The sequence below is a fragment of the Verrucomicrobiia bacterium genome (genome assembly GCA_035577545.1).
Lineage (GTDB): Bacteria > Verrucomicrobiota > Verrucomicrobiia > Palsa-1439 > Palsa-1439 > Palsa-1439.
The window spans coordinates 1-12,787 of the sequence record DATLVI010000044.1 but is presented as its reverse complement, the minus strand read 5'-3'; the positions used below and the strand labels follow the sequence as shown (position 1 = coordinate 12,787).

The window sequence follows — 12,787 nt, the reverse complement described above, 5'->3', positions numbered from 1 at the left end:
CGTCTACCACGAGAGCGTTGCCCGCGTATTTGTTCTCTGCACCGTGACATAATCCAGATGATTCTCCGATTCCGCGATGGCCGACCAATCGCCATCGCCCTGTTCGATTACCACCCGTTGCAAACTACCTTCTTCGATGGAGCCATCCGGCGAAAACAGGATGCTGGCACCCTGCTTCGGCAGCGGCACTCCTTGCTCAAACTGAAACCGCAGTCCGTCCCCCAGCTTGTAGCTGACATCTTTACCGGTTCCCGCTGGCGCCGTCGCGCCTGCGGCATTGAATCCATCCTGCACCCGCAGGCCGTACGTCCCGTCGGCGGGATTCATCCACAAAATCATCGGCAACCCTTCCGAGGCGGCTCGGCTCTGGCCATAACGCGTCAGGGCCAACAGTCGCTGGCCTTCTTCCTGGACCGTCTGCCCGTGAAAAAACCTCACCAACCGCGGCGCGCCGATGGCGATCACGATCGAGAGCAGGGCCATCACCACGATCAGCTCGATCAGCGTAAAGGCGCCGCCCAACCGTGGCCTAACGCTTCTGTTTTCCCTGGTCCCAACTCGTGATGTCATCGTCGCCACCCACGCGGCCATCGGGTCCCATGGACATGATGTCGTACGTGCTTGCATTGTGTTTTCCCGGACAATCGTAAATATAAGCCTGTCCCCATGGGTCGTTGGGGATGCCTTCCTGCTTGAGGTACGGACCGCGCCAATTGGGCGCGTCCTTGGGCTGGGAAACGAGGTCGTTCAACCCATTCTTGCCCTTGGGATAATAGCCATTGTCCACCTCAAAGGCATCGAGGGCGGTCTCGAAGTTGGAGATCTGCGTTTTCGCGGCGGTCATCCGCGCCTGTTCCGTGCGTCCCGCGAACTTCGGCACGACGATGGCGGCGAGGACCCCGAGGATCACGAGCACCAGGAGCAGTTCGATCAATGTGAACGCCTCTGCGCTGTTGCTGCGAGATTGATTTCTGATTGATTGGTTGCGTTTCATGATGACAGTTCCTTTGCTGTTTATTTGATGTAATCCTGAAGCGAGAAGATCGGGAGGACCATCCCGATGAAAATTGTGCCGATGAATCCGGCAATAAAAAAGAGCATCAGCGGCTCGGCGAGGGCCACAGCCATCTTCAACTCACGATCCAGGTCGCGCTCCGTGACGTCCGCCAGGCGGATCAGCTCCTGGTCCAGACGACCGCTTTCTTCCGCCACGGAAATCATTTCCAGGACGGAGCCGGTAAAAAGTTCCCGGCAACTGGCGAGGCTCGGTCCCAGCGCGGATCCTTCCTTGACGCGTTCGATGGAGTTGGTGACCGCATCCACGAGAATCTGGTTCCCGATGGATTTGCGGGCGACGTTCAGCCCATTGATCAGCGGCACGCCGGCGGCCAGTAGGGTCCCGAGCATGCGGCAGAAGCGTGCCATGGCAAATTGCGCGATGAGTTTTCCCACGATCGGCGCGCGCAGCAGGGAGCGCTCCCAAACGCGTCTTCCTTGATGCGACCGCAACCAGTTGCGAATGAAATAGCCGCCCAGCACCAATCCCAGCACCACAAACAGGCCATATGACCGCGCGACGGTGCTCGCAGCAACGATCATGCGAGTCAACAGCGGCATGGTTCCGCCGAAACCGGTGAAAATGGTCTGAAACCTGGGAATAAAGAACACCAATAGGAAGACGAGGACGGACAGGGCCAGGGTCAACAAGATTGTCGGATAGAGCAGGGCTGTCATCACTTTCGAACGCAATTCTTTTTCCCGTGCCTGGAAATCGGCGATCTGGGCGAGGACCAAATCGAGGAAGCCGCCGGTTTCGCCCGCTTCGACCATCGCCACGTAAACGCGCGGAAACGTATCCGGCCATCGTGCCATCGTATCGGCCAGCGTCGCGCCGTCCACGACGGAATCGTGGATTTCCTTCCACTTTGTCCGGGCGAGAGGCGTGGAGGCTTCGCGATGAAGGATGACCAGGGCCCGGCTGAGAGGGACGCCCGCCGCCAACAGGCTGGAGAGCAGGCGTGTGAAATTCTCCAGCGTGCGGCTGGAGATTTTCTTGGAAGCCCAGGGTGTCACCACCATTTCTTTCTTCGAGTCGCCGTTTTTTGCAGCCTTGCCGTTGGCGCCGGCGGACAAGCTGATGGGTGTCAGGCCGCGGCCTTCAATTTGACGAAAGGCTTCCTGTCGGCCGTCGGCATCGATGTTGCCTTCGGTGACGGTGCCGTCGGTCTGCAGCGCTTTGTAAAGGAAGAGTGGCATCGTTACGGTTTCCCGGGTGCCGCGACCGGCTCGGTCTTGTTGGTGCGCGCCACTTCCTTGGCGGTTGTCACGCTGAGCACTTCTTCGACGGTGGTGATGCCCAGGCGCACGAGGCGCCAGCCGTCTTCCGCCAGTGTGCGCAGGCCCGCGCGCCGGGCCGCGTCGCGGATGACGTCACTCGAAGAGTTCTTCAGGATCAACTGGCGGATTTCGTCGTCGGAGTCCATCCACTCGAAAATGGCGTGGCGACCGAAGAAACCGGTTTGCCGACATTCCCGGCAACCGACCGAACGGTAAATCGTGGTGTTGGCGGGAATACCCACTTGTCCTTTGAACGCACGGGCAGTCGGAGAGTCATCCACTTGTTTGCAATGCGTGCAGAGCACGCGCACGAGGCGTTGCGCCAGCACGGCTTCGAGGGACGAAGCGACAAGATAGGGTTCGACCCCCATATCGACCAAGCGGGTCAGGGCGCCGGGCGCGTCGTTGGTGTGCAGCGTCGAGAAGACCAGGTGACCCGTGAGGGAGGCTTGCACGGCGATTTGCGCCGTTTCCTGGTCGCGGATTTCGCCGATGAGGATGACATCGGGGTCGTGGCGCAGAATCGAGCGCAGGCCCCGGGCAAAGGTTAGTCCGGCTTTTTCGGAGACTTGAATCTGGTTGACGCCCTTGAGTTGATATTCGATCGGGTCTTCAATCGTGACGATCTTGCGGACAGCATCGTTGATTTCGTTGAGGGCGGTGTAGAGCGTGGAAGTTTTGCCGCTGCCCGTCGGGCCTGTTACCAAAATAATCCCGTGCGGCAATTGGAGGACGCGACGAAAGCGATCCAGTTCGGGTGTGTCCATGCCCAGTTCGCTGAGGCCGCGCAACGTGGCGTTCTGCCGTAGCAAACGCATGACCACGGCTTCGCCGTGGAGCATGGGGATGACGGAAACGCGGATATCCACTTCACCGTCATCGATACGGATCTTGATGCGACCATCCTGCGGCAGCCGCTTTTCGGCGATGTTGAGATGGCTGAGAATCTTGATGCGCGAAACGATCGCCGGTTGAAACCTCTTGAGTTGCGAGGGGACCGGAACTTCCTGGAGCACGCCATCGATCCGGTAGCGGATGCGAAACTCGTGTTCGAAGGGTTCGAGATGAATATCCGAGGCCCGCAGTTCGATGGCGTCGCGCAGCACCTGGTTGACGAAGCGGATGATGGACGCGTCTTCCGCTGCGGCGTCCAGATCGGTATCCTCCTCGGAGCCGTCTTCGCTGACGACTTGCAGGGGAGTTTCCTCTTCCAGCGTGCCGATGGTGTCCGCGCCCACGCCCAGCCGTTTCTTCATCTCCCGCTGGATCGCCTCGCTCGGGGCAAGGACGGGCTTGAGTTTCAAGCCCGTCATCGCCTTGAGGGTATCAAGCCCTTGCGTGGCAAACAGGCGGCTCGTGGCGACTTCCACCGAGCCGTTGACGCGCTTCAACGGGAGGAGTTCTTCCTTCAGCAGGATGCGCGGGGGAAACAGCGACAGGAGTTCCCGATCCAACTCGACGTTTTCCAGGTCGGTATAGGCCAGCCCGTATTCGCCGGCCAGCCAGCGAAGCACGTCTTCCTCGGACGCGACGGTCCTGGAGCCGTCTTCGCACCGACGCGCCAGGGTCGCGGCATCGGCAGTCGATAGCTGCCGGGCCTGCACCATTTTGTCGAGTAACTCGTTCACGCTGTGTTCCCGCGAATCCTTGTTGGCCCTGTTATGGTAGAAGTCCCATCGAGACTGCCGTGGCCTCCTGGCGAACTGTCAGCACTTTGCGGAGGTCTTCCTGGGCTTTTGTTAAAGCTGCTTCCTTCGCCTTGCGAGAGTCGCGAAGCTTCGCCATCTTCGCTTTCAACTCCTCCGGAGAAGCTTTTACATCCAGCGCCTTTTGGAGGTCCTCGGCTTCAGGACTCGGCGGGGCATTGAAACCACCGCGACCGCCAGTGCGAGCGGCGTTGTCACCACCACCACCACCGCCGGCATTACGGCGGCCACCGAAACCCATTCCGCTCATTGCTGCGCGCCGCGTATCCATTACCTTTTGGATCAGGCCCTTGACAGCCACCCATTCGTCATCGTTGGTCATCTCGAAGCGTTCCTTGAAGCGATCCATCATCTGCTGTTGAAATTGTGCCGGATCGAAATTCCCGCGCCCGCCGCCACCACCGCCATTGTCCTGTGCCATTACATTTCCCACCCCGGCCACAAGGGCGGCCAATCCAACCGTCAACAACAACGGTCTCATCATTCTCTTCATCGCCTGGTCTCCTCCAATTTGTTTGGTTGATACGTTCCGGTTATCGCAGATCAAGGTGCTCTGCGATTTGCCCTGCTACCTTTAGCAACCCAAATGCCACGTATGGAAAACCCTTTAAAATCAAGGAGTTGCCGCTATTCAGTGCGCATTGTCTTCACAGATACCGGTTGTCTATTGTGCAAACGTTGCGCAGAGGAGTGTTTGGCCGGAGGCATGTATGCAGGAGGGCGCGGGGGAGGTGCTTAGGAGGATGAAGCGGTGGGGGCCGCCCCGCGCGACTGCAGCCGAGGACGACTGGCAGCGTCCAAATTGTGTGGCGGGGGATCGACAATCACATTTCGACAGTGTCACAAATTGGCAACAATGCCCGAAGGCCCAGCGGCCTCGAAGAGCACATTCCCCGTCTAAACTGCCAACAATCCCGGGTAATTCTTGGCGTTCGGTTTGTGGTTTGGAAACAGCTTGTCGATGTTGCGCGCGCCGAGATGTTTTTGGGACAATTCGGCGAAGACGTCGCGGTAGTCGGTGGTCAACATCAGGTCGCGGCCTTCGAAAAGTTGTTCGCGGGCGAGGCCCGGCCACCGGCCGTAAACCTTGCCGCCACGGACGGGGCCGCCGAGCACCATGAAACAGGTGGCGTGACCGTGGTCGGTGCCACGGTTGCCGTTTTGGCGTACGGTGCGACCGAACTCGCTCATCGTCAGGATCACCACGTCGTTCATGCGATCGCCGAGGTCCTGGTACAACGCAGCGAGGCCGCCGGAGAATTCCGTGAAGCGATTGGCCAATTGGCCCTGCGCGCCACCCTGGTTGACATGGGTATCCCAGCCGCCGATCTCGGCAAAGGCGACTTCGACGCCGATGTTGGCCTTGATCATCTGGGCGATTTGCATCAGCGAACGGCCAAACGCGCCGTTGGGATAGGAAGCGCCGTTGCGCGGCGAATACTTCGTCGGGTCGGCGGCCTTCAACATCCCGATCGCGTCGAAGGCGTCCTTGCCATTGCCGTGAAGCAGGTCGCCCACGGCGCTTTCGTACATACCCTCGAATCCGCTCGCGGCGGAAGCGGTGGCGCTGTTAGGCGCGGAGTTGTCGCCGTTCACCCCGAATGATTTCAAGTCGGGTATGGCCAGCGCCTCCTGGTCGCCTTGCAACGTTCGCGGCAAGATTGATGTCATCGAGACGGCGCGGAAAGGAGTAAGTTTGGCGCGGTCCTCGGGGCAGTCCAGCAGCGCGCGGTTGAGCCAACCGGTGCGGATTGATTTATCATCCGTCACGCCGCATTCCATGAAATCCTGGGCGTCGAAATGCGAGCGGTTCGAGCTGGGCGAGCCGCACGCGTGAATCAGGGCCAGATGGCCGCTCTTATAGATGGGCAGCAGGGCGCCCATGTTTGGATGCAGGCCGAAAAACCCGTTGAGATCCAGAACGCCTTGCGGGCCGGACTTCTGCGTGGGCTGGGCGATGGCGATGTCGGAACGGGACTGGTAATAATATGGATCGCCGAACGGTACGAGCATCGAGAGTCCGTCCACCGCGCCGCGCTGGAAGATGCAGATGAGAATTTTTTTGCCGCCCGCGCGCGTGGGGTCGGCGGCAAAGACCAGTTGCTGGAGGAAGGAGGGGCCCCACAGCGGCATCGTGCCGACGGACACCAGGGCCAGACCGCCGCGTTTAAGGAATGCCCGACGTGTGAGTGTCATGATAGAGCTCCTTGCATTAGTGGCGTTGGAATTCCGGTGAACCGAGAACCAAGGCGGTGAGTTCAGGGACGTTGACGGTGCTGGCGTCGCCCGTCTGCTTGTCGGGGATTTGTTTCTCCAGTGTGGCGCGGGTGGCGGGCGCCATCTCGCCGTGGAGCAGCACCCGGTTCAATTGATCGAGGACCAAATCGGGTTTGTCGCTGTCCACGCCGCGAATCAGAATCAAATCCGCGGGAGGGGCGGAGACATTGACGACCTTGTGTTCCGACAGCGCGAGCGCGAAGTTCATGCGGGCGATCAACGCGCCCGCGTTGACCCATTTGCGCGAATCCTCGGTGTAGCCGGTCGGCGCCTGATAGGCGAACAAGGGCTGGCCCATCTCCATCACGGCAATGTCCAGCGATTTGCGCCGGGCGTTGGCGATCCGATCCAGGTTGCGTCCGAACGTGGCGCCGGCTTCCATGGCGAGGCGCTGGTTCATCGGCAGAAGATCATCCGGCACAATGGTCCGGCCCGTCGCGCGAACGGCGGATACGGCGAATTCGAAAGGCGATTTGATTTTCGCCCGATAAGCCTGCGGCGAGAAGAATTCGGGGCTGTAGATGATCGTCTGAACGACCGCGCGCAAATCGCCGTCGGTTGAGCGGAAGACGGCAGCGACGCGGTCCACCAGCGCGGGCGGCGGATCGTCGGCGACGAGGCGGCGGCAGAGTTCCGTGGAGATGAATTTCGCAGTCGAAGGATGCGAGGCCAGGATGTCGAGGACGGTTTCACCGTCCTTGATGCCGCCATTCGCCGGGATATCGTGACCGAGAACTGTTTTCGCGCCGTTGTCGTGACGGCGCGGTGTGAACGCGAACAGACCGGTTTGCGGGTCGACGCCCCAACCGGTAAAGCACCGCGCCACCTCCTGCACGTCTTTTTGCGTGTAGCCACCGTCCACGCCCAAGGTATGCAGTTCCATGATCTCTCGCGCGTAATTTTCATTGAGGCCGCCCACCTGCTTCGGCTTATTGTCCACGGTTTGCGCGGGCGCGCCGGGATTTTGCTGTTGTATGACCTGTTGACGGCGGCGCTGTTCATTGGGGGACACTTCGCGCGGGGCCGAGTTTTCGAAGTTATCCAGATAATGGAGCATCGCGGGGCTCTTGGCGGACGCGCCGAGCAGGTCGCGGAATTTGCCGAAGACATGCGGGCGGATGACGTCGCGCTCGTCGGCGACCTTGAGGACGCGGCACGGGCCTTTGCGGACGTCGATGTTGAAATGGTTGCTCCAGAAATCGACGAGCACCTCGTAGAGTTGCCGGGGTGAGTCGACGGCGCTGATGATCTTGGCGTCCTGCAGTTCCGCCACGGCGATTTGCGAACGGCGAGGGGGTTCACCATTACCGGGCCGCTTGGCCGGGGCCGGGCGCGCGTTCTGGGCGCTGGCGGAATTGGTGGAAGCGTCGGCCATGGCGGCGCTCTTCTTCTCGGCTTCCGCCCGTTCGATTTGCCGTTGTTTGTTTGCCTGTTGCAGATCGCGGAAATCGCGGAACAGGTCGGTTGGGCTCATGGCGAGGGCGTCGAATTTGGCGAGTTCAGCCTGGAGCGCGGAATCGTCGATCGTCTCGGGGTGCAACTGCTGGCGCATGTACTCCGTTAAGCCGATCCCCTGGATCCACTCCACGTCGCCGGGGCGCGGACCGTACCCGAGCCGATTGAGGACATGAATGATCCTCTGGCGTTCCGTAAGCGGTTGCGGTTGATCATCGGCGGCCCGCGCCGGACTGCCCGACAGTCCCATGAGCGCACTGATTACCAACAGCGCCCCGGCCCGCCAACTCCGCCCATGAACAAGTGAATTCAGCATTTCCGTCTTTCCTGCGCGAAAGCGAAACGTTCCGTTTCCAATTCTAGCGCGTACCGTGTCACCTGTCTATTTCCAACACCGGAGCACAACGGTTGGTTGTGCCGGAAATGTGTATTTTCACTAATGCTTAGAGTGACCCAAATCCCTAACAATGCGAATCGGCTCACACTGGGTGCCGCTGCCAATTCCAACGTCCGACTAGAGCCGACGAAGGCGGAGCGTTCGTACAGTACGCGCCCGCGAAGCTGACGGGCGGCAGTGATCTACGGCGACGACGCGGACTGCCGCACACCAAGCACCACTGCGATGTCACCGGCGAGGCTACTCACTTCTTCCGGCTGCGAGGCGCTCGTGCTCCAACGTTGGACTAGGCGGGAGCCAGCGACGTCAAAAAGGTAAACGTCATAGCGATCGGTCGCTCCGTCGCGACGGGTAAGCACCAGCCACTGATATCCCAACGGTCCCAAACCGTGGATCTCGGCGAGGTCCTGGCCGTGCACGTGGGTCACGGTTGGATGGTCGCAGAGCAATCCCTGCGCGATCAGATTGCCGGAGAGTTGGTCGCTGGCTGAAGAATCCTCGACGTCCCCGGTGAACACGGCCACGGCAAAGCGCGCCCCCTGGGGTAACCGCACCGACGCAGCGCCGTGCAGTGGCGGGGGCGTGGCGAATTTGACCGCGATTGCCAACGCGTGTTTCCGGTGCACGGGCTGGCCGCCAGAGTATCCCGTCGAAGGATTACCCACGTAGGCGCTGTAGCCACTCACGAACGAACTGCGATCCAGTAGCAGCAGGCCGTCCGCGCCCCACGCGGCGGCTTTTTTGCGCATTCCGTTTTCGAGGCTGCTCCAGGTCTGGATGCCCAACCCTTCCACCTCGATCTCGCCGAGTTTCTCGTAAGCCACCGGCGGCTCCGTGCGGAACACCATGACCTTGGCCGGATCGGTGGGTGGATACGTGTGCGCTCCCGGATACAATGCCTGCTGACTTGCGCAGCCGGCCAGAGCGACGACGGCCAATGCGATGACTGCGATTCGAAACGATCGATTCATTGTGCCTCTCCTTTGGTTGGCTGCGGGGCGGAGCATGACACACGCCGCAATTCCTGGCAATCTTCTCGCGTTCGCTCTTGCAAGCGAGCCCGCGAAAGCAGGATAGGCGCCGTAATCGGTGCTGGCTCAGGCGACAGGTTAGGGCAACCCATGCTTCACTTCTTGGTGATCCTACGCCGAAGGGCATCCAGCGCCAGTATAAATGGCAAAGCCAGAACAACCGTCCCAACGACGACACGAATCCCCCTCAGGCCGAAAACAAGACCTGCAGTCAGACCTGCGAGGACGGCGCCTGTCATTTGGATGTACTGAGGCGTTTCTCGAAATCTATACATGCGGGTGTCCATCTATGGCGGCGTTTACTGCAATTGATTCAATATGGGATTGCCGGGAGGCGCGAGGCGCTGGATCTCCTGTATGAACTCGGCTTTACGGGGCTGAAAGAGAGGGACTTGAAGGGCCTTACTCTCGCCGGCCGGGTAAACCAGAATCCATTTTAGATTGAGGAATCGGAGCGTTCGGGCCCTTCCGATATCTTGCCATCGGACAAAACGTTCGTCTCCCATAAAAGACTGGGTCGTGACTCCGTCGGTGAAAATGGTGGTGGGGCAGAAAGTGGAGAGCATCCAGGCGCCGATGAGTAAGAAAATCGGTAATGCTCCACCAATAAACGTAAGTATATGGAGAATCAGTCCCAAAGTAACTGGGACGGGTATTCCCGAGTAAATCGCCAGTAGGAGGCAAAACGTCACAGGCAGGCCCAGCGCAAGCATGAAAATAAACATACTGAGGACGGATGATCTAAACTGCTTACCTTCGGTTGGTGGGGAAGCGGTCATGACGGCTGAAGTGTGTTAGGCAACAAAACAACTACCGATTCCGGCTGCCAATGTTCACCCACTGCCAAATTAAACTCCTGATGGGGCCGTAAGCAAAGCTTAAAGCAAGGCACCCACCCGTTCACCCCTTCGAGGAAGGGGAATCCTCCTCCGCCAGAAGCTACGGCGGACAAGCCTGCGTGTATCGTAAATTGATAATTTCACTGGACAGGGCCTGGTAGGAAGGGTATGGTCGGCACGTGAGTTATGGACGGACAGGACGGTACGAAACCCTGCGGGCTTCGTACCCTGCAATTCGGAGGCGGCACGGTGGCCCTACTTTGCTGGAACGCTACGAAGGCCAGACACGCGCCGTGGCTAGAAGGAGAAAGGCGGCAGGCGGAACCGCGCTCACCGAGCGCGGCTACAGTGGCGATCCGTCCGGCCGTTTTGCGGGACGCGTGGGATCCCCCCCTATACGTTTCTGCGAAACGAACCCATTTTGGTTTCGCGGACTTTTCGTTGGATTGATTTCATGTGCAGGGACTTATATTTTTTGCAGAGTCGTTTGCAAATGGGTTCGTTCTGGAAAAACGAACCCATTTGAGAGGGGTTTTAGGGAGGTGTTCATTGAAAATTGGGTTCTTTTTCCGGAAAACGAAGCCACGGAGAGGAGCCGCGACGGTAACGTCCCTCCCACATTACATCCCCGAAAAGGATTCGGGGCGGGCGGGCCGGAGGTAGGCCCGGATTCAACGCTCATCACTGGCGCGAGTCAGGATGGCCGGGTGATTGAGTCAGCACCCGACGGGTGGGCCGGTGACAGACAACGGAATCTACGGCACGAGGCGGACCCGGTAGAATCGTTGGGTGGCTGTCCCGAGGGCATTGGTGGCGAAGAGGCTGCTGCCACTCGCGGTCAAGGTGCTGCCGACGTTACTCCAATTGGTTGGGTTCATGCTGGTGGAGGACTGCACTTGATAGACCAGCCCGGACATCGTGCTCCAGGTCAGCCTGATGGTGTTGTTGGTGCGCGTCACCGCCAGGAACTGGGGTTTAGGAAGGGGCGTCACGGTGACGTCGTCGAGGGCGAACAGGGACGAATCGTTGCGGAATCCGAACTGGAGGACGGTGCTATTCCCGGTGGCGACAACCACAAACTGGAAATACGTCCAATCATAAGCCGGCTGGTTGAACTGGACGGAGTTGGTGGCCCCGTTCCACGACACCAGGAATTCATTTGGAATCGTACCGAAACCGAGATCCAAATTCTCCCGCCAAAACGAAAGCAGGTAGGGCTGGCCCGGCAACGTCGCCAGGGTTTGAGAAAGAAAGCCGACCGAGCCACCCTCGCTCAGCACCGCGGAATAGGTCCCGTCGTAGGGCGCGACGAAGAGCGAGCCGTCGTCGACATAACAGAAGCTTCCGGAGGGGTCGCCGGTAATGGTCCAGGAAGTGAAATCGCCGGTTTCAAAATCGCCATTCTGCACGAGCGGCTGCCCCACGAGCAGCGTGAACTGGCGGTTCAGGGCGATGCCGCTGTTCAGATTCTTGAAACTTACGTTCCCCGAGTAGATGTTTGCCGCGAGCGAATTAGCCGTGGAGTTCAAACTCACGGTCACGGTCTGCTTGGCCGGGCCGGACGCCAATGTACCGTTGGAAGGCGACACACTCAGCCACGCTGGTATATTGAGTGCCGACCAACTCAGAGTGGTTGTTCCCGCGTTGCTCAGGGCGTAGGTCTGGGAGGTTATGTTGAACGGGCCGCCGACCGGACCGGTGGCCGTGAAGCCGGTCACGGGTCGGATCCTCAACGCGTCAGGTGGACGGGAGAGGGCGTTGACGAGGTTGCTGCCCGTTGGGGTTCCCCAACCCGTGCAGAGGTCGTAGCCGGGGACGGCGGAGAATTGAGTAGGGCTGCCGATCCATTCATTATTGCCGGTCGTGGTGTCCTGGAAATCGGAGGTATAATCCAGTTCGGTGCCGATGAGATAGACGGCTGGATTGATGAAGCCGACCGGGGGCTTGCCGTTGGCCGCGGCCTGTTGGTTGACCAGCGCGATAAACGCCGCCCACAACGGCGAGGCAACACTGGTCCCACCGATCCCGGGATATTCGGTGCCGTTATTGGCGATGACGTCAACGTTGTCGGCGGTGAGGGCGACATCGGGAACGTTGCGCATGGTCGTCGACCCGCCGTTGGCGGTCGTGGCAATACCCTGCTGCCAGCTTGGAATCGAGTAGGAAGTGCTGATGCCGCCACCGCTGCCGATACCGTCCTCCGCAGAGCCGAATTCCACACCCCAATTCCACGCGGTTTCGGACACATACGGCCCCTCCGGACCGGTCGTCGTCAAGGTCGTCCCACCGACACTGGTGATGTATGGATCGTCTGCGGGAAAATTGGTGGAAGTCGAACCGATATACGCGTCGCTGTCACCCGAAGCCGCGAAAAAGGATTGCCCCTGGGCCGCCATTTGCTGGAAGATCTGATCGGCGTTGGTATCGGGACCATCGCCCCAACCCCAAGAACAACTGAGTTGCCGGGCCTGATTGTCCGTGGCCATCCGGTTGAGGACGTCGTTCGGTATGGCGTTGGTCTGCGCTTCGTAGAGGATCACCTTGGACAGTCCGGGTGCCATGGAGATCACCATTTCAATGTCGAGCGAGACTTCGACAGTGCCATCGCCACCGTTCGGAGTCCCGTCATACCCATCGATGTAGACATTCGTGAGGGCAACGTTCGGCAGGCCGGCCATACTCTCGTAGGTGGTGATGTCGTTCGGGTAATAACCGTCAAATTGCACAAGCGCGATCGTCTGGCCC

10 protein-coding genes are annotated in these 12,787 nt (G+C 59.8%); all 10 read right to left on the bottom strand.

What is annotated here, in order from left to right; all coding sequences use genetic code 11:
- Positions 1-3: 3 nt before the first annotated feature.
- On the bottom strand, positions 4-522 hold the full coding sequence (locus VNL17_15940) for a prepilin-type N-terminal cleavage/methylation domain-containing protein (GenBank protein ID HXI85573.1): 519 nt from the start codon (positions 520-522) through the stop codon (positions 4-6).
- 7 nt (positions 523-529) lie between these two features.
- Positions 530-994: a type II secretion system major pseudopilin GspG gene (gene gspG / locus VNL17_15935; protein HXI85572.1), complete on the bottom strand. Its 465-nt coding sequence runs from the start codon at positions 992-994 to the stop codon at positions 530-532.
- A 20-nt stretch (positions 995-1,014) separates the two neighbouring features.
- Positions 1,015-2,256, bottom strand: a complete 1,242-nt coding sequence (locus VNL17_15930; protein ID HXI85571.1) for a type II secretion system F family protein — start codon at positions 2,254-2,256, stop codon at positions 1,015-1,017.
- A gap of 2 nt (positions 2,257-2,258) precedes the next feature.
- The gene (locus VNL17_15925; protein ID HXI85570.1) at positions 2,259-3,965 is read right to left on the bottom strand and encodes a GspE/PulE family protein; all 1,707 of its coding nucleotides are present in this window, start codon (positions 3,963-3,965) and stop codon (positions 2,259-2,261) included.
- Positions 3,966-3,996: 31 nt separating this feature from the next.
- Positions 3,997-4,536, bottom strand: coding sequence for a hypothetical protein (locus VNL17_15920; GenBank protein HXI85569.1), 540 nt, complete (start codon positions 4,534-4,536; stop codon positions 3,997-3,999).
- 404 nt (positions 4,537-4,940) lie between these two features.
- Positions 4,941-6,239, bottom strand: a complete 1,299-nt coding sequence (locus VNL17_15915) for a DUF1501 domain-containing protein (protein HXI85568.1) — start codon at positions 6,237-6,239, stop codon at positions 4,941-4,943.
- Positions 6,240-6,255: 16 nt separating this feature from the next.
- Complete coding sequence (locus VNL17_15910) at positions 6,256-8,091, bottom strand: DUF1800 domain-containing protein (GenBank protein HXI85567.1); 1,836 nt, start codon at positions 8,089-8,091, stop codon at positions 6,256-6,258.
- A gap of 263 nt (positions 8,092-8,354) precedes the next feature.
- Positions 8,355-9,143 (bottom strand): hypothetical protein, encoded by a 789-nt coding sequence (locus VNL17_15905; GenBank protein HXI85566.1) that lies wholly within the window; start codon positions 9,141-9,143, stop codon positions 8,355-8,357.
- 359 nt (positions 9,144-9,502) lie between these two features.
- On the bottom strand, positions 9,503-9,982 hold the full coding sequence (locus tag VNL17_15900; GenBank protein ID HXI85565.1) for a hypothetical protein: 480 nt from the start codon (positions 9,980-9,982) through the stop codon (positions 9,503-9,505).
- 815 nt (positions 9,983-10,797) lie between these two features.
- Positions 10,798-12,787, bottom strand: a 1,990-nt coding sequence (locus VNL17_15895) for a hypothetical protein (protein ID HXI85564.1), incomplete at its 5' end; no start/stop codon positions are given.